This window comes from Paraburkholderia domus, assembly GCF_905220705.1.
In the GTDB taxonomy this organism is placed as follows: Bacteria; Pseudomonadota; Gammaproteobacteria; order Burkholderiales; family Burkholderiaceae; genus Paraburkholderia; species Paraburkholderia domus.
This window is the reverse complement of record NZ_CAJNAT010000032.1, coordinates 1-23,020: the sequence shown is the minus strand read 5'-3', so window position 1 is coordinate 23,020 and position 23,020 is coordinate 1. Positions and strand designations below refer to the sequence as shown.

Below are 23,020 nucleotides of genomic sequence, written 5' to 3'. Positions count from 1 at the left end.
GTTCGTCGACAAGACTCAATTGGATATTGGAAAGCGCCGTTCGCTCACGCCTGGCGCCTTCGCGGCTGATGAGAAAATTTCGACCTCATTTCCACACCACCTGACTGTCGGGCGACGCCTTATCGTGAGCGGCGTGCACTCGACTTTTGACACTGGGAAAACCCATCGTTACTGTGGTGCCCGCACCCAATGCGGATTCGATCCGCAGACACCCGCCAAAAGATTGCATGATGCGATTGCAAAAGATCATGCCCATGCCGTGCCCGCCGGTCCCGGCGTGAGTCGTGACGGGATCGAGCAGCAAACGCTCTTTTATCTCCGGTGCAATCCCCGGCCCATTGTCGCGAACACGGATCTCAGGTTCTGAGCCACCTACTACTTCAAGGTGCAACGAGGGCGCGGTTGAGCCGCCGAGCGCACGCAAAGCGTTGGACAACAACGAGGAGAGTACAAGCGACACGCAATTGGGCATTGCGCGCACAATGAAATCCCCTTGCACGTCGACCCGTATCCAATCACGCTGCGACCCCGCAAACGGATAGGTGTCGAGCAAGGTGGCGATCAATCGCGTCGCCTTGACCTCGCGGAGTCCGCTGCCCGATCCAGACTGCTGCCCTCCACTTTTGTGCACCGTCGCCCAGAAAGACGAGATCAGCGTCAGGCAATACTGCGCATTGTTAAGCATTGCCGTTGCGGCGTGGCCAATTTCCTTCTGGCGCTCGGGGTCGTATTGCTCAGCGATGTCGGACTCGACGGAGCGCGCAAAAAGCGAGATCGCTGCCAGCGGCGTGTTTAGCTCGTGAGCGAGGAAGGCAAGCGTTTCATCCATCGCCAATAACCGCTGCTGACGCGTTTCCCGCTCGGTATAGCGCGCGATTGCCAGTTTCAGGACCTCCTGCACAGTTTCCGTTCGAAGCGGTTTTTCGAGGATACGGAATAGGTCACCGGTATTGACCGTTTGCAGCAGCATGTCCTTGTCGGCGTAGGCGGTCACCAGTATGCGCACGATTTGCGGATACTCCTGCGCCACCTGGCGCAGCAGATCATCTCCATCGCGCCCCGGCATACGGAAATCCGTCACTAGTACGGCAATCTCTGATCCGTACTCGCTCAGCATGGCAATCGCCTCGTCTGCGCTACTCGCCACATGCACACAGTAGTCCTCACGGATTGCGCGTGCGAAGTGGTTGCGCGACATCTCATCGTCGTCGACGAAGAGAACGGAATACGGCGGTTGCGTCGTGTCACTCATCGTGTTCCCAGCGGGTCGCTGGCAGGTCGAATTTGTTTCGTTACGGGACCGCGCGCAATCCACGGACAGTTGGCGCGCTGCGCTAGCGTCGTCTATTTGGCTTCCTCGGCCGAGTTATGGATGGCCTGGCCACCTTTCGATATGTCCTCGCCGGCTCCAGCTATCGTGTTGCAACCCGCGAGGAAAGCGGTACCGGCGACCAGAAACAAAGCAATAAGTCGTGTCATGTTGCCTCCTTCGAGAGGTTCCGGAAGTCGGCAGCGGTGCCGACACCCAATCGGCATAGGTGTCGTGGTCTCATCGGGACCACTGCACGCATGCATATATCTTATTTTAAGTGAGACATCGGCGAGCCGTGGCATCAAATTCATCTAAAACACGCGATTCGAAACGCGATTCTCTATGGCGCTCAAAAGAACGCGCCATCGTCGCCATTGACGGGTTATTGATCGCGCCAAATCCGAGCCCAGGATTTGATGTCCGGAAACGGTCAATCAAAGGGGTGGACATTCGCTAAACTTGCCTCGCATACCGGGCACTCGCACCGGCACTTGTGGCGCAAGCTGGGAATGACGCTGGATCTCGGAACGTTTCATCTACTCTGGATATTCAAATGAACGACGCATCCGCTTTTCGCCTTGTACTTGAACACGCACTGAACCACTCGTTGGCGCATCTGGAAAACCTGGAGCGTAGTCCTGTTGCGGCCAGTGCGAGTCTGCAAATGTTGCGCGACCGCCTGGTAAAGCCGCTCAACAGCGAGGGCATGCGTGCCGAGCAGGTGATTGACGAACTGGTCGGTGACACCGCCGGAGGCATCATGGGGAGTGCCGGCGGCCGATTTTTTGGCTGGGTCATAGGCGGATCGTTGCCCGCGGCGCTGGCGGCGGACTGGTTGACCAGCGCCTGGGATCAAAACGCAGCATCGTATGCATGCGGCCCCGCAGTAGCGGTTATTGAGGAGGCGTGCGGAGCCTGGCTAAAGGATTTGCTCGGTTTGCCGGATCACGCCAGCTTTGCGTTGACTAGCGGTTGTCAGATGGCGCACGTTACTGCGTTGGCGGCAGCGCGAAACGCTTTGCTCGCGAGGCGAGGTTGGCAGGTTGAACGGGACGGTCTGTTCGGTGCGCCGAAAATCCGTATCCTGAGCAGCGATCAATTTCACGGCAGCATCACGCGAGCAACGCGCTTGCTGGGGATGGGAACAGGCGCGGTGACAGGACTGCAGGCCAATCATGCGGGTCAACTGGACCCGGCCATTCTTGAGCAGGCGCTGCAGCACGCCCCTGACACACCGACGATTGTCTTGCTGCAGGCGGGCGACCTCAACATTGGTGCATATGACTGTTTCGCCGACCTGATTCCGCTCGCGCATCGCTACAACGCATGGGTACATGTCGACGGTGCATTCGGCCTGTGGGCCAACGTCAGCGCACGTTATCAACATCTGCTGTCCGGCGTCGAGCAGGCCGATTCGTGGGCAACCGATGGACACAAATGGCTGAACGTGCCGTATGACAGCGGTTTTGCCTTCGTCGCGCACCCTGAGGCGCATCGCAATGCGATGTCCTACGAGGCAAGCTACATCTCGCACAACGATCAGGTTCGCGAACAAAAGGACTGGAATCCGGATTGGTCGAGACGCGGGCGAGGTGTGGCGACCTATGCAGCGCTGCGACAACTGGGCCGCGAAGGCGTCGTCGCATTGATCGATGGCTGTTGCGATGCAGCGCATAGCCTCGTGACGGGCATCACCGCTCTTCCTGGCACCGAGCTGGTGTGGGAGCCACAAATCAATCAGGGCCTGGTTCGCTTCCTGGATCCCCGCCCGGAAGCCGCGGAGAGCGATCACGACCGGCGGACTGACGCCATTACCAGCGCGGTTCTGGCGAGCGGCGAGGCGCTATTCAGCAACACGACATGGCGAGGGAAGCGTTGTATGCGAGTGTCGGTATGTAACTGGCAAACCAATGCGCAGGATGTGGCGCGTGTAATCGCAGCGGTAGCAAGGGTATTGCGAGAGCAGACTACGGAAGCAAAGCACGAGTAACCGCAATGGCGGGCGTTTCCGATGAGAAAAGTTGTTCGACACGCAGAGCGAGCAAACCGTCCCCGTCCCGGCGGCGCGCGAACGACAAAGAGACCATCCGCGAAGTCACCAACAGTCTTCACCTGGCCCAAATGTTATTATCGGAAACACGACCGGCCTCCCAAGGCGCGCATTCAAGCTGTTGGACCCCATGGACACCCATCTCACCAAACCCGCCGACCCATCGACAACCGACCTCGGCCGCCGCGTCCGCGCCGCCCGTCAGGCGCAGGACTTGACGCTGGAAACCGCGAGCCGCCTCTGCGGCGTCTCCCGCTCGACCCTCTCCAAAGTCGAAAACGGCCTGATGTCCCCGACTTTCGACGTCCTTCAGAAGATCGTCCTCGGCCTGAAGATCGAAATCGGCGAGCTATTCGGCTCGACACCCAAAGTCAGCGCCAGCGGCCGCCGCGCGCTGACCCGCAAAAATGAAGGCCAGCGCCACGCCTATCGCGGTTATCAGATGGAATTGCTCGCCACGGATCTGGCGCACAAAGCGATGTTGCCGTTCCGCATCCGCATCTCGGCGCACACGCTCGACGCGTTCGACGACTGGGGCCGTCACGAAGGCGAAGAATTCCTGTACGTGATCAGCGGCAGCGTGTGTCTGTATTCTGAGTTGTACGCACCGACGCATCTGAACGCCGGCGACAGCCTTTACTTCGACAGCCGCACCGGTCACGCCGCGGTCTCCACCAGCGAAGAAGACGCCGAAGTGCTGTGGATGGCGACCAGCGCCGACATCCCGCAGACATCGGCCACTGCAGAACCGGCGAAAAAATAGCAAAGGCGCCTCAATCGCGGTACAACACGTATCGACGCCAAAGCGAAATCCAAAGCCACCGCATCTTAACGACGCGCCGCCAACGCCCGCTGCGCGAGTTGCGCAATATGCATCGCGTGTTGCCCGGTCCCCTGCTCGATCTGCTCACGGCAACTGAAGCCGTTGGTCAACACAATCGTTTCCGCGTTCGCCGCCGCAGCGGCTCGCACAGCCGGAAACAGCGTGTCCTCGCCGATCTTCTCCGAGAGCGCGTGATGCGCGTCGTTAAAGCCGAACGATCCTGCCATCCCACAGCATCCGGTATCGAGCAGTTTCCACTTCACCCCGAGCTTGTTCAGCAGCGCGGTATCGCCTTGCATCCCGAACAGCGCCTTCTGGTGACAATGTCCATGCACGATCACGTCCGCGGTAAGCGTCGGCCAATCGAACGGTTGACGCGCGACGAAATCGGAAAACAGAAAAGTTTGCGCCGACAGCTTTTTCGCCAAAGCATGACCGGGAAGCTGCTTTAGCAACTCATCCTTGAACACCGATAAGCAACCGGGCTCAAGACCGACCAACGGCACACCAGCCGCTATATCGTCGCCGAGGTCATCGAGAATCGTGGTCAGCAACGCGCGCGCACGGTCGAGCAAACCAAAGTCATACAGCGGACGTCCACAACACAGGCGGTTCTTCGGCAGCACAACGTGCCACCCCATTTGCGTCAGCACATCCGCAGCGGCCTGTGCGATCTCAGGCGTGAAGTGATCGTTAAAGGTATCGACCCACAGGATGACCTTCCTAACCTCGCCAGGAGCAGGAGCAGCCCCCTCATCCTTCAGCGAGCGGCGGGCCATCTGACGATACGTCTGCCCAGCAAATTTCGGCAAAGCACGTGCCTGCGCCACCCCAGCGACCCATTTTCCAACCGCAGCCAGACCTGGCGCCGACGTCATGAAATTCGTCAAACGCGGAAACCGTGCCGCCCACGGCGCCCACTCGCCAATCCGCCCCATAAACAACGCCTGACGCGGCCGGCGATTCGTCTCATAGTAATGCGAAAGAAATTCAGCCTTGTACGAAGCCATATCCGTATGCGTCGGGCAATCGGATTTGCAGCCCTTGCACGCGAGGCAGGTATCGAGCGCCTCTTTCACTTCGCGGCTTTGCCAGCCATCGGCGATCACGTCGCCTTGCAGCATTTCCCAGAACAGATGCGCGCGGCCACGCGTCGAGTATTTCTCTTCACGCGTCGCGCGATAGCTCGGACACATGGTGCCGCCTTCGAGCGAACGGCACTTGCCCATGCCGATGCATCGTTCGATCTCACGCTGAAAACCATCGCCCTCCTGGCTCGCGAACGTGAGCTTCGTCTGCAGGGTCACCGGCTTGTAGGCCGGACCCATGCGCAGATTTTCATCGGCGCGATACGCATGGACGACCTTGCCTGGATTCAATCGATTGGCCGGATCCCAGATCGCCTTGAACTGCTCCATCGCCTGCATCAGTTCGGCGCCGTACATGATCGGCAGGAACTCGGCCTTGGCCTGACCGTCGCCGTGTTCACCTGAGAGCGAACCACCGAATTCGACCACCAGTTCAGCCGCTTCGCGCAGAAACTTACGCCAGGTCGCGACACCTTCCGCGCTGCGCAGGTCGAACGTAATGCGCGCGTGCACGCAGCCATCGCCAAAATGGCCGTAGAGGCTCGTCTCGTAGCCGTAGCGATCCACCAAAGCCTGAAACGCCCGCAGATAATCGCCGAGACGCAACGGATCAACCGCCGCATCTTCCCAGCCGACAACCGGATCCGGCGTGCCCGCCTCCACCGACAACGCCACCGCCGACGCCCCAGTCTCGCGAATCGACCACACCTTCGCCTGCAACGCGCGATCTTCGACCAGCATCGCCGACACGTCCGGCCCCGCTTCGCCCGACGAAAAATACGCCGCAGCATTTTGCGCCTGGCGCACGACATCGTCTTGCGTATCCGCGCCGAATTCGAGCACGACCCACGCATCGCCTTGCGGCAGCAACGCGATCTCGTCCTTCTTTAAACCGCGCGCCTGCAAGCCGCGAATGATCGCGCGGTCGAGTCCCTCGATCGCGATCGGCCCCCAGCGCATGAAATGCGGTACGGCGTCCGCAGCGGTGTAGATATCCGTAAAGCCGACTACAACGATCACGCGTTTCGCCGGACTCTTCACGAGCCGCACTTTCGCCTGCAGGGTCACAGCGCATGTGCCCTCGGTGCCGACCAGCGCACGCGCTACGTTAAAGCCGTTCTCCGGCAACAGTTGATCGAGGTTGAAGCCCGACACGCGCCGTTTGATCTGCGGGAATTTCGCGCGGATCTGATCGGCGTAAGTGTCGCGTAGCCGCTTGAGCGCGGCATAGATTTCGCCCTGGCGTCCGCCGGCTGTGATGATGCGGTCGAGTTCGTCATCGGAAGTAGGCCCGACCCAGAAACGCGCGCCGTCGAAGGTTGCGATTTCCAGCGCCTCGACGTTTTCGACCGTCTTGCCGGCCATCACCGAATGCGCGCCGCATGAATTGTTGGCGATCATGCCGCCAAGCGTGCAACGGCTGTGCGTCGCGGGATCGGGGGCGAACGTGAGGCCGTGCTTCTCTGCGGCGTCGCGCAAGGTATCGCAGACTACGCCTGGCTCGACGATCGCCACACCCGCGACAGGATCGACGGACACGACGCGGTTCACATACTTGCTCGCGTCGGCCACCACCGCGACGTTCACGCATTGGCCGTTTTGCGAGGTGCCGCCGCCGCGCGGGAGAAAAGGCACGTCATTGCGACGGCAGGCAGCGAGCGTTTCCAGCAGATCGTCCACGTCCGACGGCACCACCACGGCAAGCGGGACTTGCCGATAGTTCGACGCATCCGCGGCATACAGCGCTTTCGACCCCTGATCGAAACGCACTTCGCCGCGCACGTTGCGGCGCAGGTCGGCTTCGAGCGCCTGCATAACGGCAGCAGTCCCTTGAAATGGCTTGGCAATGCGTGGCTCTTTCAACGTGCCATACGCGGCGGCGCTCAACGAAGTATTCACGCCCGCGCCCTGCTCTTCATCCAATGACGTTCCCACTGCGTTCCTCACGTCTCGTGTCCAACATCCGCGCTATGGCCTGACCTAAGCATCACGCAGCCTGGCTCGCGGTCATCTTGAAGATGCCCTGTGCGTTGCCCGCGTCGAAACGCAGGTCCGTTTCCCAGCGGCGCGCGTCCTGATCGAAGGTCCGCTTGCGCGTGATGAACTCATAGAACGAACCCGGCACGTCGCGCGTCATGATGCTGCCGTCAGCCGCGCGGAATTCGCGCCGCACGATGTCCGCACGGTAAGCGGTCTGAAACACGCGGCCCGAACGCGAACGCTCAACCTCCGGCTTCATCGGACGACCCTTCGCCTTTTCGTCGTCGGAGAGCTTGAACACGTCCGCGACGCGATCGGTGGCGTGATTGAAAGCGTTGCCTTCGGTCGCGATCCACGCCATTTCCGCCGACTCCTTCAACAATACTTCGTAATCGGCTTCGCGTGGCGTCTCGTGCTGACGCGCGAACGCGCCGACGATCACCGGCAGCAACGCATGAGCCGCTTCGAGCGGCAGCACGCCTTCGCGTTCGAGCTCCCACAACTGGCTCAGGGCTTGCGGCGCTAACGGGTCACGCGAGGCGCCGATCACATTCGTCACCGCCTGCTGGAAATCCGTCGAAAAACGCTCGGGATGCAATTCGCTGACGAAGAACTGGGCAATCTCGTCGGGGGCGTCCTCGTGCGCCCAGGCGCGGCCAGTCATGCCGAGACGATCGAGCGGATAGCGGCCGTTGATGCTGAAGCCGAGCGGACGCAGGATGCGCGCGAAAGCCGCTTCGCCCGGTGGCAACGCGCCACTCGCTGCCCAGCGCACCGTGCGCAATGCGCCGTGGTCGAAATAGACGCTGCCGCCGGCGGCGATCGTCTCCTCCGTGTACTGGCGGCCATTCGCCGAGCGCGCCAGCAAGTCTTCGAACAGCGCCATGTTCATCGCTTGCGCCATCTCGGCCCGCGTGACGGTGCCGTCTTCCCATTCGTTGAGAATCCGCGGATGGTTCAACGTGGCGAACAGCCTCGCGGTTTTCTCAGCGCCGAGCAGTTTCAGCAACAGTTGTTCGACATTCGCATTCTTGATGTTTCGCATATCGGTTCCGGGCGGAGTGCGGTGAGCACGCTTTCGTGTGTTTGAAGGTGGCCTGCCGGCGTGGCTTCGGGACGCAAACGCGGCATCGTTGGATGCGAGATTATTCAAATTCACGGCGCATCCGTAAAGCGAGATAAAATCGCCACTTGATGCGTTTTTGGAATCATCGTGCGAAAGTTCAAGATCCCCAACATGGGCGCGCTACTCGCTTTCGAAGCCGCCGCGCGGCACGAGAGCTTTACGCATGCGGCGCGCGAGCTCTTCCTCACCGAAAGCGCGGTGTCCCGGCAGATCAATACGCTGGAGAGCAATCTCGGCGTGCGGCTGTTCGTGCGCGTCAAACAGCGCGTGGTGCTGACCAAGGCGGGCAAGGTCTATAGCGCACAGGTGCGGCGCTCGCTGGAACAGCTGGACCGCGACACGCTGTCGATCATTGCGCATGGCAGCGGCGGCGGTTATCTGGAACTGGCCGTGCTGCCGACCTTCGCATCTCAATGGCTGATTCCGCGGCTGGCGGCATTCAACGCGCAGTATCCGGACGTGCGGGTCAACATGGGCGTGCGCACCGGCACCTTCCCGTTCGCCGATACACATTTCGAAGCGGCGATTCACTACGGCAAACCGACCTGGCCGGGCACGTCGGCGGATTTTCTGTTCAGCGAGGAAGTCGTGCCGGTGTGTGCCGCAAGTCTGTTGGCACGGCCTGTGGAGACAGCGGCCGATCTGCTGGACTATCCACTGCTGCATTCCACCACCCGGCCGGACGGCTGGGCCTCGTGGTTCGCCAATCTCGGCGTCGACGATAACCGGACGATGCAAGGGGTCCGCTACGAACTCCACACGATGCTGATCAGCGCCGCCGCGGCCGGTCTCGGCATCGCGCTAGTGCCGCGATTTTTCGTCGACGCGCAACTCGAACAGCTCGGACTCGTGATACCGCTCGACGCGCCCGCGGTCGCCGACTCGGCTTACTACCTCGTCTATCCGACCGAGTTGAGTCACGGCAAGCCACTCACGAACTTTCGCGATTGGCTGTTGCGGGAGGCGGCGGCATACAGCGCGGTGAATCCTGAGCTGGCCGGCGATCCCGATACCGATTGATGCAGCGCTAGGCGCCGGCTTGCTCGCGTGCCTGCGCCAACGCACTCAGATTGCCTTCGCCAAAGCCGTGATGCCCTTGCCGCTGCACGATCTCGAAGAAGATCTCACCGGCACCCCGCCGCACAAAGGTCTGAAAGAACAGCAGCGGCACCCCGTCGGCGCCGATCTCGCCATCCACCAGAACATGCGTGCGCTTGAGCCGCTCGACATCGAGCCCATGACCCGGCAGGCGCGCATCGAGTTGCTCGTAATAGCGCGGCGGCGGCTCGACGAATTCGACGCCATTCGCCATGAGTTGCTCGACGCACGCAAAGATGTCGTCGGTGGCCAGCGCGATGTGTTGCACGCCTTCGCCCGGATGATCCGGCAGGTACTCATGCATCAGATTCGTGCGGCGCGTGCCTTCTTCATACAAAGGCACGCGGATCGCGCCGCACGGCGACACCATCACACGCGATTCCGCCGACACATGCCAGTTCGCGTGCAGTTCGTGAATCTCACGGAAGTTGAGCAGGTCGCGATAGAAGTCGAGCCACTCCTGCATCCGGCCCTCGCCGACCGTCTGCGTCAGATGATCGACCGCGACGAGGCCGGTGCCTGCGTGACTCAAATCGGCGTGCGCGGTGTCGATCTCGATCGGACGGAAGTCGATATCGAAGATCGAGATGTCGCCGAGGCCGCCGCGCTGGCCGCCCCGGCCGCGCCAACGGTCGACGAAATAGATATGAGAATCGCCAATGCCCTGGATCGCCGGAATCAGCAGTTCGCCCGCGCCGAGGCGTTCGCCTTCGAACGCCCACGCGCCGAGTTCGATCGCGCGGTCGAAGGCGCGCTGCGCGTTGGCCACGCGAATGCCGATCGCGCAAATGCCCGCGCCGTATTCCTCCGCGTAGCGCTCGGCAAACGAATCCGGCTCGGCGTTGATCAGGAAATGCATCTCACCCTGCCGATACAACGTGACGTCCTTGCTGATATGGCGCGCGATCGCCTTGAAGCCGAGTTTCGTGAAAGTTTCGCCGAGCGCCTTCGGCTCGCGCGAGGCGAACTCTACGAATTCGAGGCCGGCGGTGCCGAGCGGATTGTGCTCAGGTGCCGCCACGGCGCGCAGCGCGACGTCTGGAGTGGGCAAGTCGCTGGGCATGGCAATCTCCTTGTACAGACTTTCAAACGCTGTTCTGACTGTTCGTGATGTTTCTGCTGTTCGGTGCACGCAGTCAAGCACCCGCAGTGTGACATCACATGTGTGGTGTGCCGCAGCAATGCAGCCCGCGATGGCTTTTGCACCGTGTTTGTACACCGGGTTGCAGGGCGTTCGCAACCTTCATTTTGTACTGAATGGTTCACGCGTGGCGAATCGGGTGGAGTCGTGCGTCTTTTGCGTCTCTCGCGGCTCCCGCGCCGCTGCGCGGTATGCCTTAGACCTTGGACGTGCTGCCGCGGCTGCGTTTCGGCGCGCGTTTGGCCGCAGGTTTGCCCGCAGCCGCCGCCATGCGCTGCTGCGCGACCTCGCGCACGGCATCGATGAACGCCCGACCCACTGGCGACGGCTGCGTGTCCGAGCGCCGGATCAGCCCCACGGGCTCGCCGGTGCCCGCGAACGGCAAAGGCAACCGCACCAACATGCCATGCGCCAGTTCATATTCGATTGCGCTCAACGGCACGAACCACACTGCGTCGTTCTCGAGCGTCAACGCGCGCCCCGTCGACACCGACAGCACTTCGACAAACCCCGACAACGGCGGCACACCCCACGCGTTCAGCAAGCTCTCAGCCGATTGCCGGATCAGCGTGCCGAACGGCGGCAGCACCACCGGAAAATCCTCCAGGGACGTGGCCGGCAAGCCGGTTCCCAACGCCAACGGGTGCCCGGCACGCACCACGGCAATCAACGGCTCGTTGAAAAGCTGCTCAAAACTCAGCCCGACCATCCGTTCCGGGTCCGCCAGGCGCCCGATCGCAAACTCGATCGTGCCGGCCTTGAGGCGTTCAAGCAATTCGGGGTTGGCGCCGGTGGCAAGGCGCACGATCACACGCGGCCAAAGCGCGGCGAACAGCTTCAGCACCGGTGGCATCAGCGCAGGCGCGACGGTCGGCAGAATGCCGATCTCCAGCGTGGCCGCGGCGGCGCCTTCCGCGCGCGCCAGCAAATCGACGCCCTGCCGCAACGCACTGACACAGGCGCTCGCATGTGGCATGAACAGCTGCCCCTCGCGGGTCGGCACGGCGCCGTGGCGGCCGCGCTCGAACAGCTTCACACCGAGAATCGCTTCCAGCTCGGCGACCGTCTTGGAAACCGCGGGCTGCGTGATGGACAGGCTTTCAGCGGCCCGCTGCACGCTGCCAAACTGTGCGACGGCCAGAAAGCATTGGAGATGACGGAATTTGACGCGGCTGTCCGCGAGGCTGCGTTGCATAACGAGAGGTTATACGAAATGGGCGAAAACGTCATTTTGCATAACCTTCCAGGTTAGATAAAGTCGCTCCATACGCTGTATCCCACAATTCCCCGAAGGAGACACTGATGGACGAGTCCTTTCTCACCACGCGCGATTTCGCGTCCCATCCTGCCTACATCTATCCCGGCTACGGTTCATCGGTCAAACGCGGCCCGACGCGCCCGCTGATTCCGTTGAAGGAAAAGCTGCATGACCAGCGCGTGCCGGTCTACGGCACGGACGACCTCGGCGCGCTCGATCACGATCTGACGCGCAATGCGGTGCGCAATGGCGAGCCGCTCGGCGAACGCATCATCGTGACGGGCCGTGTGCTCGACGAAGGCGGCCGTCCGGTGCGCAATACACTGGTTGAGATCTGGCAAGCGAATGCGGCCGGCCGCTATGTGCACAAGAACGATCAGCACGACGCGCCGCTCGACCCGAACTTCCTCGGCGCCGGCCGCTGCGTCACCGACAACGAAGGCCGCTATCGCTTTCTGACGATCAAACCGGGCGCTTACCCTTGGGGCAATCACCCGAACGCGTGGCGTCCGAACCATATTCACTTCTCGCTGTTCGGCGACCATTTCGGCTCGCGCCTCGTCACGCAGATGTACTTCCCCGGCGATCCGCTGCTGGCCTTCGACCCGATTTTCCAGGGCACGCCTGAGCACGCACGCGACCGCCTGATTGCAAACTTCTCGCTCGATACGACGCAGGAGGCCTATGCGCTCGGCTACGACTTCGACATCGTGCTGCGCGGCCGCAACGAAACCCCGATGGAGCGCTAAGCCATGACGACCCTCAAGCAAACGCCGTCGCAAACGGTTGGACCGTACTTCGCCTACGGTCTGTGCCCGCAACAATATGATTTCGACTTCAAGAGCCTGTTTACGCCGGTTCTGGCCGACCGTGAAGCGGCCGGCGAGCACATCACGATCGTCGGCCAGGTGTTCGACGGCGACGGCAAGGTAATCGGCGATGCAATGCTGGAAATGTCACAGGTGGACGCGCAAGGTCACTATCCGGAATCACGCGAGGAAATCCTGAAGACGGGGTTCCATGGCTTCGCCCGCGTCGGAACGGGGACGGATCCGCACAAACGGTTTATCGTTGAAACGGTGAAGCCCGGGCGCGCCAGCCCGGACGAAGCGCCGCATCTGAATGTGATCGTGACAATGCGTGGCATGCTGCTGCACACCTTCACGCGCATCTATTTCGAGGACGAAGCCGAGGCTAATGAACGGGATGCCGTGCTGGCAGCAGTTCCGGCGGACCGGCGTGGCACGCTGATCGCGCGTCGCGAACCGAATACGGCCAATGTGTACCGGTTCGATATCTACATGCAGGGTGACAGGGAAACCGTGTTTTTCGACCTCTAACACGGATTTTCTATACTTTCATATAGCTTTCACATAAACTGAAGATGATCCGTCTAGCGACTGGATCGCGAAACTCCGAGTAGTTAAGCCCGCCCCGCGCGGGCTTTTTTTTGGTCTTTGCACCTGCACGGCAACAAACGCTCACTTCAAAGAACACCGCGGCTTTCAGTGTGGATACCGAAGCAATTCAACATAACTCGCAGTCTTAACAACGGAAGTGGTCGATGTTCTGTCCGGCGTAGATTGCGCGCGCGAGCCAATCAGGTTTATCGCCACGGCCGTCCCACGTATTACCGTAGGCGTCGCGATACAGCACGGCCGGGGTCGCGGCTTTATCTGCTTCGATCGAATCGGCGAGCGCTTCCGTCGTAATGCCGTATTCGTCCATGCGTCGGCGGATCCACACGATGAGGCGCTCACGCGCATTCCCGTCGAGGTCGAACAGCCGTTGTTCTTCTCGCTGTTTCATAACGTACCGGTTTCGCGGCTGATAATGCTCGCGTTGGAAAAAACAAAGGCTTCGCTAAACAACGCGAAGCCTATGCGTGATTCAGATGGGTTGAGTGCAAATCGAACTCACGATGCCGCTCCCGATGCGTGACAACCCGCATCTGGAAACCATGCCCAATAAATCCTGGATTTCGGGGAATTCGTCGGCAAACGGCTCAGATCGCGCCCTTGATCGGCCCCGGCGCACCGAGGCTGCTTCAGCGTATGGAAAGCGATTCTAGCATCCAATTTCCGCTGCTTGCAGCAACTGGTTGTTTGCCTGCGATCATGGACTTTCTTTGTCGTTCAGGCTGCGTTCGGCACTGCGCTATTCATTACTTACTGATGCTATTAACACTGCCCAAAAACAAAACCTCGCTCTCTCATGCTATGTTTCACCGACCTGCATCGCCACCCGTAGGAGACACCCCAATGCCCGCCTCGACAGCCATCGTCACAATCCTGGCCGCACTGCTGCTCGGCGCAATGAGCCCCGGACCGAGTTTCGTCATCGTTGCCCGCAATGCAATCGGACTCTCGCGCGGAGATGGCCTCGCAACGGCGGCCGGCATGGGCATCGGCGGTGTGTTCTTCAGCGGTATTGCCTTGCTCGGTCTGTACACCTTGCTGGCGACAGTCGAGTGGTTGTACGTCGGCTTGAAAGTGGCCGGTGGCCTTTATCTGATCTATCTTGCAACGAAGATCTGGCGCGGTGCGGCCAAACCACTCGCGTTCGATGCAACGCAAGCCGCCACCACCAATGTGCGCAAATCCTTCTGGATCGGTTTGAGTACACAACTCAGCAATCCGAAAACAGCGGTTTACTACGGTAGTATCTTCGCGGCCTTGCTTCCGCAACATCCGCCGCTGTGGTGCTACTTTGCGTTGCCCCCGGCGATCTTCGCCATTGAAGCCGGCTGGTACACCGTGGTCGCCTTGTGCTTTTCGAGCAAACGGCCGCGCGAAATCTATCTGCAGTGGAAGGCCTGGATCGATCGCGTCGCCGCAAGCGCGGTTACCGCGCTCGGCTTGCGCCTGATTCTGACGGCCCACAAAGTAGGCATCTGAAACGGAAACCCGGCTTGAGAGCCGTACCGTGCCGTCCCGCACGGCACGGTACGCCGCTAACGAGGACCGTATCACCACGCGCCCGGCATACACAAACAAGGCCCATAACAAAACAGTTACAAGATAAGTGTTGACGCTGGCATGCCCCGGCGGTTATTGTGGCATTCGAAGTTCAAGAAGTTCGATTGCTGTTCATCAATGTCTCGCTCCTCAGCGGTATTCGTTGTCCTCTCCCTCCTTGACGCTTCACGCGCTCCTCAACAGAGCAAATTTTTCTATTTTTACTCAAGGATTCTTCATGGATACCGGTACCGTTAAGTGGTTCAACGACAGCAAAGGCTTTGGCTTCATCACCCCGGACAAGGGCGGCGACGACCTGTTCGCGCACTTCTCCGAAATCAGCGGCGACGGCTTCAAGACGCTGGCTGAAAATCAGAAGGTGAGCTTCGAAACGAAGCAAGGCCCGAAGGGTCTGCAAGCGGCTAACATCAAGCCGCTGTAAGTTTGAAGGGCTCGGTGTCCGGCAACGGACATCGGGCTGCAGCGACATCCTCGCGGAGCTTTGTCTCCCACAGTTGGCGCGATCGCTTTTAGCTGCATGTGTTGTTCAGCAGCTAGCCCAAGCGCCAAACGCCTCGTTGCACCTCATTCTCCCCTCTGGCTTTAACGCCCTTTTTAGCTTTCCGACTGCGTTTGGATTCGGCTCGCAATGGCTTGAATCGGCTCGTCCGCGTGACCCGTATAACGGCTCGCACGGCAGGCGCGCACTCGAACATTATTAAAATATAAAATGCAAAACAAACATATTCATCATTACAACGGCTATGCCGTCAAACCCTCGGCGCATCGTTTGCCCGACGGTAGCTTTTCATCCAACCTGCTGCTCGAACGCGCCGACAGCGCGCGGGCCGAAGGGCGCTACCAATTCTATTCGCTCGACTACTTCCCGAACGAAGAACAGGCACTGCAGCACTCGGCACGCTGGGCACGCCGCTGGGTCGACACGCGCGGTTAAGCGCGAGTCGAACCTGATGCGCGCGGGGGACCCCGCGCTTGCATCGTTCAGCACCCCATAGCGCGCCACCTGGCGCGCTAGACCATCGCGCGCGGTCTATTCGGTTTCTTCCGCCTTGATCCGCGCGCGCAATTCGAACTTTTGAATCTTTCCCGTCGACGTCTTCGGCAATTCGCCGAAGCGCACCGCCTTGGGCAGCTTGTATCCCGCAAGAAACAGCCGGCAGTGCGCAATGATCTCTTCTGCGCTCACCTGAGCGCCCTCCTTGAGCTCGACGAAGGCGCAGGGTACCTCGCCCCACTTCGGATCGTCCATCGCCACTACGGCGGCAACAGAGACCGCAGGGTGACGGTACAGCGTGTCTTCGACCTCGATGCTCGAAATGTTCTCGCCGCCCGAAATGATGATGTCCTTGCTGCGATCACGGATACGGATATAGCCGTCAGGCATCCGCACGCCGAGGTCCCCGGTATGGAACCAGCCACCGAGGAAGGTCGCTTCCGTGGCACGCTCGTTCTTCAGATAGCCCTTCATGCAGATGTTGCCGCGGAACATGATCTCGCCAAGCGTTTCACCGTCGTCGGGCACTGGCGCGAGCGTGTCCGGATCGAGCACCGTTACAGCTGCCTGCAGGTGGTAGCGCACACCTTGCCGCGCGTTCATTTCGGCGCGCGCGTTGTCGTCGAGCGTGTCCCATTCCTCCTGTTTCGCACAGACCGCAGCCGGGCCGTAGGTCTCGGTGAGTCCGTACACGTGCGTCAGATCGAAACCGATCTCCTTCATCTTGGCGATCACCGCCGGCGCGGGCGCCGCGCCCGCCACCATGGTCGACACAGGATGCGTAATGCCATCGCGCCACTCGGCGGGCGCATTCGCGAGCGCGCTTTGCACGATCGGCGCGCCGCAATAATGCGTGATGCCTTCGCGGCGGATCAGGTCGAACACCGTTTTCGCATCGAATTTGCGTAGACAGACGTTGACGCCGGCACGCGCGGCGACGGTCCATGGGAAACACCAGCCGTTGCAGTGAAAGAGCGGCAAGGTCCATAGGTAAACCGCATGCTTGGGCATATCCCATTCGAGGATATTGCTGAGCGCATTCAGATAAGCGCCGCGGTGGTGATAGACCACGCCCTTCGGGTCGCCGGTTGTGCCCGATGTGTAGTTCAGCGCAATCGCATCCCACTCGTCGGCAGGCTGAGTCCAGACGAACTCGGGGTCGCCGGTTTGCAAGAACGCTTCATAGTCGGTTGCGCGGATGAACTTGTCCGTGTCGGCGGGCATCGCATCGGCCACGCTGATCACCCGCAACTCGGGGAATTCCAGCGCGGCGCGGTGCGCCAATTCGCTGTACTCCGTATCGACGATCAACGCCTTCGCCTCGCCATGACGCAACATGAACAGCAGCGACGACACATCGAGCCGCGTATTCAGCGTATTGAGCACGGCCCCGGCCATCGGCACGCCGAAATGCGCTTCTATCATCGGAGGAATGTTCGGCAGCAAAGCGGCAACCGTGTCGCCGCGTTCGATACCAGCCTGTCGCAACGCGCTGGCCAGACGCCGCGCGCGCTCATAGGTTTCGCGCCAGTTACGGCGAATCTCCCCATGGACGACCGCTGGCCGGTCACCGTAGACTTCCGCTGCGCGTACGATGAAATCGATGGGTGTCAGCGGGACATAATTGGCCTCGCGCCGTTGGAGGCCTTCTTCGAACATGTGCTTCATCGCCTTGTCTCCTGAGGCGCTGGCCGCGCCGTCGTCTTTTCTGATGGATGAACTAGCCTAGCAACTGTCATGGTGAACTGTCTGTCATTCAAATGACAGAGTGGCGCGCCTTGCCCCCTCAACCGACTTTACCCTCATACGCCCCGCCAGCCGCTTATGGATGACGCTTCGCTCCCCGCCTTCGCAGACGCCCGCACGCACCGGCCTGAACGGGTGCCGCGCGCCGATCTGCCGCGGCTGTTTGCCACCTGCGCCTGGTTCAGGGCGCTCGCCACCGAGCATCAGGCCATCGTCCTCGCCACCGCGTACGCGGAGCGTCTGGAAGGCGGCGCATGGATCGCGCGCCGCCAGGAGCCGTCGGACTTCTGGATCGGCGTCCATTCCGGCCTCATCAAACTCGCCATCTACAACGCCTCAGGACGCAGTTGTACGCTTTCCGGCGTGCCGCCCGGCGGCTGGTTCGGCGAAGGCAGCGTGATCAAGCGTGAATTGCGCAAATACGACGTGGCCGCCATTCAGCCTTCGCTCGTGATGTTCGTGCCGTCCGAGACGTTCCATGCTCTGCTCGACTCGAGCCTGCCGTTCACCGGTTTTGTGATCCGGCAACTGAACAACCGCATGGGCGAATTCATCGCGTCGATCCAAAATAGCCGGCTGCTGGACGTCGACGCGCGCGTCGCCCAATCCCTCGCGCAACTGTTCAATCCGGACCTCTATCCCGACACCGGACGCACGCTGGCCATTTCGCAGGAAGAAGTCGGCCTGCTGGCAGGCGTGTCTCGGCAACGGATCAACCAGGCACTGCAAAACCTCGAAAGGCTGCAGATCTTGCGCCTCTCGTACAACCAGATCGACGTGCTGGACCTCGACCGCTTGTGCGCGTTTGGTCAGGAGCAGATTTAGCGGCGGCGCGGGCGACCGGCTGCCTATCGCGGCTTGTTCGCGGTTTCCTGCGATTTTCTACGGGTTTGGTCCCACTTTCCCCGATTTTTCCCGTTTTTCATCGGCCGCTTCAGGCCGGACATTCACGCTCCAGGCCGGAATTTCGGATGCCCGAATAAAGAATCCGCGGCAACAGCCGTTATGCCGACTATGCAACGCAGATTGCAGCCCCTCTCTATTCCGAGTTCAACGTATTGTCGAAGCCGATAATGAACCGTCTGACACTGAAACAGAAACTGTGGGTGCCGATACTACTTTGCTGGGCGGCGCTCCTGATCGTTACCGTTGTGAACGCATTCGATGCACGAAACGCCCAGATGGACGCACGGCGCGCGGATCTGGCCGACGTCACCGACATGGCGGTTTCGATCGCCGCGGACTACGCGAAGCTGGCCGACGCGGGCAAGCTCCCGGTCGATGAGGCCAAACAGCAAGCCATCGCCCACATCAACACGCAGCGTTATGGCACATCAGGCTACGTGACAATTGTGCGCAGCGATTCGGTGATGGTGACCCATCCAATGAGCCCGAAGCTGAACGGCAAGGACATGAGCGGCTTTCGCGACGCCAAAGGCAATGCGCTGTATCACGACATCGCCCAGGCAGGGGGCTCGGCGGGCGGCGCAGGCTATTTGCGCTACTGGTGGCCGAAACCCGGTGAAACAGCACCGAGCGAAAAGATCGGCTACGTGAAACGCTTCACCCCGTGGAACTGGGACTTCATCGCCGGTGCTTATATGGACGACATTCAGGCGCAGTTCTACGCAACCCTCGAGCGTTCAGCCGGCATGCTGGTGCTGCTGGGTGTGCTGGTGTCGTTCGTGGCCTCGCGCGTGGTGCGCAACGTATCGCGCTCGATCGGCGGGGAGCCTTCCTCAGCGGCGGAGATTGCCATGCAGATCGCACGCGGCGATCTCGCCACTCATATCGACCTGCGTCGCGACGACACGTCGAGCCTGCTGTTCTCGCTGCGCGAGATGCGCAATCAATTGGGCGCGACCGTCGCGCGGATCAAGACGTCCGCGGAGACGATCACGGTCGCCTCGAAAGAGATTGCCGCGGGCAATCTGGACCTGTCGAGCCGAACTGAGGAACAGGCGGCTTCGTTGCAGCAGACCGCCGCCAGCATGGACGAACTCACCAAGACCGTCACGCAGAACGCCGACAACGCGGCGACCGCGTCGGAACTCGCGACGGATGCATCGAATATCGCCGCGCGCGGCGGCCAGGTCGTCAACGACGTCGTCGAGAAAATGGCCGGCATCACCGATAGTTCGCGCAAGATCGGCGAGATCATCAGCGTGATCGAAGGCATCGCGTTCCAGACCAATATCCTGGCGCTGAACGCAGCGGTGGAAGCGGCACGCGCCGGCGAAGAAGGCCGCGGCTTCGCAGTCGTCGCGGGCGAAGTGCGCAATCTCGCGCAGCGCAGCGCGACGGCAGCCAAGGAGATCAAGGTGCTGATCGATCAGTCGGTCGCTCAGGTCGGCGAAGGCTCGACACTGGCAGGCAAGGCAGGCAGCACGATCGGCGAGGTGGTCGACGCCGTACGCCGCGTGACGGCGATCATGAACGAGATCTCGGCCGCCTCCAAGGAGCAAAGCTCGGGCATCGGCGAAGTCAATCTCGCGATCCGTCAGATGGACGACGTGACGCAGCGCAATGCTGCGCTAGTCGAGCAGGCTGCGGCTGCGGCAGGTTCACTCGATGAGCAGACTGAACGTCTGCGAAATGCGGTTGCAGTGTTCAAGGTCGAACAACATGCGTGATTGAGCGGCGCGCCTATGCGTCCGATTAAAACAGACCGTCATCCTGATACCGGATGACGGTCTTTTCGTTTGTGATGCCGATGCAGTCCCTGGCCGGCTACGCAGTGCGCACGTCGCTCCTGCGAGAGACAGGCCGTGCCAACATGGCGTCGGTACCGAATAGCGCGAACGCGATGCTGGCCAGCACACCTGAATTCTTCCAGCGCAGATAGTAGCGATGCGCAGTCTGGTAAGGCGCATACCGATCGGGCATTGCGTGCCACGGATTGCCCGTATGCAGTATCCACAGCACGCTGTTCACCACGCAACGGATGTCGTTGCTGGGACGGCCGCGCCGAGGACCATGGTCTTTCATTTCAGGCAGGAGCGGCACGATGCGATGCCATTGCTCGTCGGTGAGATCCCGAATGGATGGCGAGCGTGCTGGCGGGTTTGAAGCGGGAGTATCCATGCAGTAAGAACGCGCATCTGCTGAATACTTGTCAGCGTCGCAGCGAAAAAATAATGTCCATAGACCAATCGTTTCAGACTACCGCAAGCGCGCTTTCCTGAAAGTCAATTATTGTCAGACTCTCGTGCGCAATTGTCAGAATTCACAAAGTGGCGCGCCCATAAAAAAAGGTGCCGCGAACGGCACCTTTTCTGCAACAACAAGCTTCTTCTGCTGAAGCTTAGAAGCGGTGACGCAGACCGACCGTAGCAGCCGTCTGGTTCTTCGACGACGACGGCATTTGCATGTTGTCGCCGCTGTAGATCGAAGCAACACCGCCGTCGCCCATTGCGTGCTGGTACACAGCTTGAGCGTAGACGTCCGTACGACGCGACAGCGAGTAGTCAGCTTGCAGACCGATCTGGTGGAAGCGAACCGACGGCGTACCGCCGTCCACGGCAGCGCCGTAACCCTTGGCGTCCGTGAACGTGTAAGCAACGCCCAAGCCCAGAGCCGGGGTCACGTTGTACTTGCCGTTGACTTCGTAGTTGTTAGCGCTCAGCGATTTTCCGCCAATAGCGTTGTCCTCACGCGATTGCGTCCATGCCAGACCAACCGTAGCCGGGCCAAACGAGTACGAACCTGCTGCACCGAATTCACGCTGACGGAAGTTGCCAGCGAGGCCCAGGATCGAACCGTCCGAAGCACCGCCGTTGCTTGCGCCTGCTGCGTTCGTTGCACCCGGGTTGTTTTGCTGTGCGTAAGCAGCGCCCAAACGCAGACCTTGCCACTGGTATGCAGCACCAACGCTGTATTCGCGGTTGTTTGCGAATGCACCAGCCTGGTTCGAGAAGCCGTACGTGCCGCCGAACGTGAAGCCAGCGTAGTTAGCGCTCGAGTACTTGATCGAGTTGTTGACTGCGTAGCCGCCGTTCGTGCTCAGGTTGTCGTTGTTGAACGGGTGAGCGAAGTACGTGCCGCCCCAGCTGCCCGTTGCGGTCAGCGGTGCCAGGTAGTCTTGTGCTGCGTCGTATTGACGACCCAGCGTGACCGTACCGAATTGCGCGCTCGACAGACCGACAAACGCTTGGCGGTTGAACATGCCGTTGTTGTTAGCGAACTTGCCGTTGCCGATATTGAAGCCGCTTTCCAACGTGAAGATTGCCTTCAGACCGCCGCCCAGGTCTTCCGAACCACGCAGACCGAACATGCTTTGGTTGATGCCGCCGTTACCCGCTGCCCACTTTGCGTTGCCGTGGCCGACGCCGTTGGCGGGGGCGACGTTGCTGGTGTACGTCAGGCCTGCGTCCAACAGACCATACAGGGTCACGCTGCTTTGTGCGTGAGCGACAGATGCGAACGATGCGGCAACCGCAACAACGATGAGATTCTTTTTCATGCGTGGGACTCCAGTTCGATAAATTTACGCGGGGAGCGGGACCTGCCTCAGCAGCACAACCATCACTCGCTGCCGCCCTTGGCCGAACCGTTTCGGATCAGCCGGGCACCCTTCAAACGAAGCGTGAGTGTAGGGGGAGACCCTAGTAGCGACGCCCGCAATTTACGCAACAGGATTTTTCAGAATCCGCAACAATCAAATCGGGTCTGGCATTAAGTCTTTATTTTTCAGACATTTATCGCAAAATAAGGGCGGCAGTATGCATGCTCTGGACAGAAGTTCTTTGCAACATATCAATATTAAAGTTGTGTGTATGCAACAGCATTTAATATGCGCGACGCAGTCGGGTCGGAACGTTTGAAAAATGAGAGACGCCTGATTGCCCGAAAATCAGGCAATTACGATAGGTTCAACTCAACGCGGTGTAAATTTATTTTGGAAAAATGGGAACTTAATTGGTTTAATGCAGTCGGCGATTTAACGCGCTGGATATTGCGGGGATACTCCGCATAGCGAATCTATGCATTAGCTGCAATTAAATGCGATCCCGAATTCGCGCTCTTCATGACGGGAAGTCTTCAGCACGGGCATTGCCCGGAGGTGAACTGCGGCGCCGGCCGCCGCGTGGCAAAGACCCGTGCTGAAAGCGGACGGCGTACATCGAACAGCCTTCCGTATTCATCTAACGGTACAACCGTGCGTTTTTTTACACGGATTTTCCCTACATTCCGGTCGTCGGCCCTTACGGATCACTGTGGAAGCGGTGAAGCTGCCGAAGGAGGCGCATGCTCAATAGCGGGTTCGCAGATTTCATTTCGAAATAAATCTGGAAGCGGCACAACCAGATTAATAGCGTAAGCGATCAGCGAAGCACGTCCCTCCCGCAGACTTGACCTAGACGTTTTTTTCGTGCTCCCGCTTGCCCAGCTTCCAGGGTAGCAGCGCCTCGTAGTCGTCGGCGCTC

At 60.3% G+C, this 23,020-nt stretch carries 20 protein-coding genes; 10 read left to right on the top strand and 10 right to left on the bottom strand.

Going from position 1 to position 23,020, the window contains the following annotated elements; all coding sequences use genetic code 11:
• Window positions 1–85: 85 nt before the first annotated feature.
• Window positions 86–1,252, bottom strand: a complete 1,167-nt coding sequence (locus tag KHO31_RS32935) for a hybrid sensor histidine kinase/response regulator (protein ID WP_201077970.1) — start codon at window positions 1,250–1,252, stop codon at window positions 86–88.
• 92 nt (window positions 1,253–1,344) lie between these two features.
• Window positions 1,345–1,479: an entericidin A/B family lipoprotein gene (locus KHO31_RS32930; RefSeq protein WP_201077968.1), complete on the bottom strand. Its 135-nt coding sequence runs from the start codon at window positions 1,477–1,479 to the stop codon at window positions 1,345–1,347.
• Window positions 1,480–1,865: 386 nt separating this feature from the next.
• Between KHO31_RS32930 and KHO31_RS32925 the strand changes: the two genes are divergently transcribed.
• Both KHO31_RS32925 and KHO31_RS32920 read left to right on the top strand, forming a co-directional pair.
• Entirely contained in the window at window positions 1,866–3,302 is a 1,437-nt protein-coding gene (locus KHO31_RS32925; RefSeq protein WP_211625224.1) for a pyridoxal phosphate-dependent decarboxylase family protein, read from the top strand.
• Window positions 3,303–3,492: 190 nt separating this feature from the next.
• Window positions 3,493–4,125 carry a helix-turn-helix domain-containing protein gene (locus tag KHO31_RS32920; protein ID WP_172308499.1) on the top strand — a complete coding sequence of 211 codons (633 nt, stop codon included), beginning with the start codon at window positions 3,493–3,495 and terminating at the stop codon, window positions 4,123–4,125.
• A 65-nt stretch (window positions 4,126–4,190) separates the two neighbouring features.
• Here the strand turns inward: KHO31_RS32920 and KHO31_RS32915 are convergent, their stop codons facing one another.
• Both KHO31_RS32915 and KHO31_RS32910 read right to left on the bottom strand, forming a co-directional pair.
• A complete protein-coding gene (locus KHO31_RS32915; protein ID WP_211625222.1) occupies window positions 4,191–7,208 on the bottom strand; it encodes an FAD-binding and (Fe-S)-binding domain-containing protein in 3,018 nt (1,005 codons plus the stop codon).
• Between the two features lie 52 nt (window positions 7,209–7,260).
• Window positions 7,261–8,298, bottom strand: a complete 1,038-nt coding sequence (locus KHO31_RS32910; RefSeq protein ID WP_236559937.1) for a DUF1338 domain-containing protein — start codon at window positions 8,296–8,298, stop codon at window positions 7,261–7,263.
• A gap of 168 nt (window positions 8,299–8,466) precedes the next feature.
• Here KHO31_RS32910 and KHO31_RS32905 point away from each other — a divergent pair, with 168 nt between their 5' ends.
• A complete protein-coding gene (locus KHO31_RS32905) occupies window positions 8,467–9,399 on the top strand; it encodes a LysR substrate-binding domain-containing protein (RefSeq protein ID WP_201077966.1) in 933 nt (310 codons plus the stop codon).
• A 7-nt stretch (window positions 9,400–9,406) separates the two neighbouring features.
• Here KHO31_RS32905 and KHO31_RS32900 read toward each other — a convergent pair whose 3' ends face one another.
• Entirely contained in the window at window positions 9,407–10,540 is a 1,134-nt protein-coding gene (locus KHO31_RS32900) for a 4-hydroxyphenylpyruvate dioxygenase family protein (RefSeq protein WP_201077964.1), read from the bottom strand.
• 274 nt (window positions 10,541–10,814) lie between these two features.
• A complete protein-coding gene (pcaQ, locus tag KHO31_RS32895; protein WP_201077955.1) occupies window positions 10,815–11,813 on the bottom strand; it encodes a pca operon transcription factor PcaQ in 999 nt (332 codons plus the stop codon).
• Between the two features lie 107 nt (window positions 11,814–11,920).
• On the opposite strand from pcaQ, the gene pcaH reads away from it, so the two are divergent.
• Both pcaH and pcaG read left to right on the top strand, forming a co-directional pair.
• Window positions 11,921–12,625, top strand: a complete 705-nt coding sequence (gene pcaH / locus KHO31_RS32890) for a protocatechuate 3,4-dioxygenase subunit beta (protein WP_201108662.1) — start codon at window positions 11,921–11,923, stop codon at window positions 12,623–12,625.
• A gap of 3 nt (window positions 12,626–12,628) precedes the next feature.
• Complete coding sequence (gene pcaG / locus KHO31_RS32885; protein WP_201077951.1) at window positions 12,629–13,216, top strand: protocatechuate 3,4-dioxygenase subunit alpha; 588 nt, start codon at window positions 12,629–12,631, stop codon at window positions 13,214–13,216.
• Window positions 13,217–13,421: 205 nt separating this feature from the next.
• Here the strand turns inward: pcaG and KHO31_RS32880 are convergent, their stop codons facing one another.
• Window positions 13,422–13,685, bottom strand: coding sequence for an H-NS family nucleoid-associated regulatory protein (locus KHO31_RS32880; RefSeq protein WP_201077949.1), 264 nt, complete (start codon window positions 13,683–13,685; stop codon window positions 13,422–13,424).
• 452 nt (window positions 13,686–14,137) lie between these two features.
• On the opposite strand from KHO31_RS32880, the gene KHO31_RS32875 reads away from it, so the two are divergent.
• From KHO31_RS32875 to KHO31_RS32865, 3 genes are all read left to right on the top strand, one after another.
• A complete protein-coding gene (locus tag KHO31_RS32875; protein WP_201077947.1) occupies window positions 14,138–14,773 on the top strand; it encodes a LysE family translocator in 636 nt (211 codons plus the stop codon).
• 298 nt (window positions 14,774–15,071) lie between these two features.
• On the top strand, window positions 15,072–15,275 hold the full coding sequence (locus KHO31_RS32870) for a cold-shock protein (RefSeq protein ID WP_012428559.1): 204 nt from the start codon (window positions 15,072–15,074) through the stop codon (window positions 15,273–15,275).
• Window positions 15,276–15,563: 288 nt separating this feature from the next.
• On the top strand, window positions 15,564–15,788 hold the full coding sequence (locus tag KHO31_RS32865; protein WP_201077945.1) for a hypothetical protein: 225 nt from the start codon (window positions 15,564–15,566) through the stop codon (window positions 15,786–15,788).
• 96 nt (window positions 15,789–15,884) lie between these two features.
• On the opposite strand, the gene KHO31_RS32860 is transcribed toward KHO31_RS32865, so the two are convergent.
• A complete protein-coding gene (locus tag KHO31_RS32860; protein WP_201085203.1) occupies window positions 15,885–17,516 on the bottom strand; it encodes an acyl-CoA synthetase in 1,632 nt (543 codons plus the stop codon).
• A gap of 156 nt (window positions 17,517–17,672) precedes the next feature.
• On the opposite strand from KHO31_RS32860, the gene KHO31_RS32855 reads away from it, so the two are divergent.
• The gene (locus tag KHO31_RS32855; protein WP_201077941.1) at window positions 17,673–18,419 is read left to right on the top strand and encodes a Crp/Fnr family transcriptional regulator; all 747 of its coding nucleotides are present in this window, start codon (window positions 17,673–17,675) and stop codon (window positions 18,417–18,419) included.
• A 248-nt stretch (window positions 18,420–18,667) separates the two neighbouring features.
• A complete protein-coding gene (locus KHO31_RS32850) occupies window positions 18,668–20,227 on the top strand; it encodes a methyl-accepting chemotaxis protein (protein ID WP_201077939.1) in 1,560 nt (519 codons plus the stop codon).
• Window positions 20,228–20,324: 97 nt separating this feature from the next.
• Here the strand turns inward: KHO31_RS32850 and KHO31_RS32845 are convergent, their stop codons facing one another.
• Together KHO31_RS32845 and KHO31_RS32840 are read right to left on the bottom strand one after the other, a co-directional pair.
• Window positions 20,325–20,678, bottom strand: coding sequence for a transposase (locus KHO31_RS32845; protein ID WP_201085202.1), 354 nt, complete (start codon window positions 20,676–20,678; stop codon window positions 20,325–20,327).
• 220 nt (window positions 20,679–20,898) lie between these two features.
• Window positions 20,899–22,056 (bottom strand): porin, encoded by a 1,158-nt coding sequence (locus KHO31_RS32840; protein ID WP_201077933.1) that lies wholly within the window; start codon window positions 22,054–22,056, stop codon window positions 20,899–20,901.
• Between the last annotated feature and the right edge of the window lie 964 nt (window positions 22,057–23,020).

Coding starts and splice junctions, on each gene's coding strand:
- KHO31_RS32865 (WP_201077945.1), top strand. CDS start 15,564: ATGCAAAACAAACATATTCATCATTACAACGGCTATGCCGTCAAACCC.
- KHO31_RS32845 (WP_201085202.1), bottom strand. CDS start 20,678: ATGGATACTCCCGCTTCAAACCCGCCAGCACGCTCGCCATCCATTCGG.
- KHO31_RS32900 (WP_201077964.1), bottom strand. CDS start 10,540: ATGCCCAGCGACTTGCCCACTCCAGACGTCGCGCTGCGCGCCGTGGCG.
- KHO31_RS32930 (WP_201077968.1), bottom strand. CDS start 1,479: ATGACACGACTTATTGCTTTGTTTCTGGTCGCCGGTACCGCTTTCCTC.
- KHO31_RS32850 (WP_201077939.1), top strand. CDS start 18,668: ATGAACCGTCTGACACTGAAACAGAAACTGTGGGTGCCGATACTACTT.
- pcaH (WP_201108662.1), top strand. CDS start 11,921: ATGGACGAGTCCTTTCTCACCACGCGCGATTTCGCGTCCCATCCTGCC.
- KHO31_RS32925 (WP_211625224.1), top strand. CDS start 1,866: ATGAACGACGCATCCGCTTTTCGCCTTGTACTTGAACACGCACTGAAC.
- KHO31_RS32910 (WP_236559937.1), bottom strand. CDS start 8,298: ATGCGAAACATCAAGAATGCGAATGTCGAACAACTGTTGCTGAAACTG.
- KHO31_RS32920 (WP_172308499.1), top strand. CDS start 3,493: ATGGACACCCATCTCACCAAACCCGCCGACCCATCGACAACCGACCTC.
- KHO31_RS32880 (WP_201077949.1), bottom strand. CDS start 13,685: ATGAAACAGCGAGAAGAACAACGGCTGTTCGACCTCGACGGGAATGCG.
- KHO31_RS32840 (WP_201077933.1), bottom strand. CDS start 22,056: ATGAAAAAGAATCTCATCGTTGTTGCGGTTGCCGCATCGTTCGCATCT.
- KHO31_RS32875 (WP_201077947.1), top strand. CDS start 14,138: ATGCCCGCCTCGACAGCCATCGTCACAATCCTGGCCGCACTGCTGCTC.
- KHO31_RS32855 (WP_201077941.1), top strand. CDS start 17,673: ATGGATGACGCTTCGCTCCCCGCCTTCGCAGACGCCCGCACGCACCGG.
- pcaQ (WP_201077955.1), bottom strand. CDS start 11,813: ATGCAACGCAGCCTCGCGGACAGCCGCGTCAAATTCCGTCATCTCCAA.
- KHO31_RS32860 (WP_201085203.1), bottom strand. CDS start 17,516: ATGAAGCACATGTTCGAAGAAGGCCTCCAACGGCGCGAGGCCAATTAT.
- pcaG (WP_201077951.1), top strand. CDS start 12,629: ATGACGACCCTCAAGCAAACGCCGTCGCAAACGGTTGGACCGTACTTC.
- KHO31_RS32870 (WP_012428559.1), top strand. CDS start 15,072: ATGGATACCGGTACCGTTAAGTGGTTCAACGACAGCAAAGGCTTTGGC.
- KHO31_RS32935 (WP_201077970.1), bottom strand. CDS start 1,252: ATGAGTGACACGACGCAACCGCCGTATTCCGTTCTCTTCGTCGACGAC.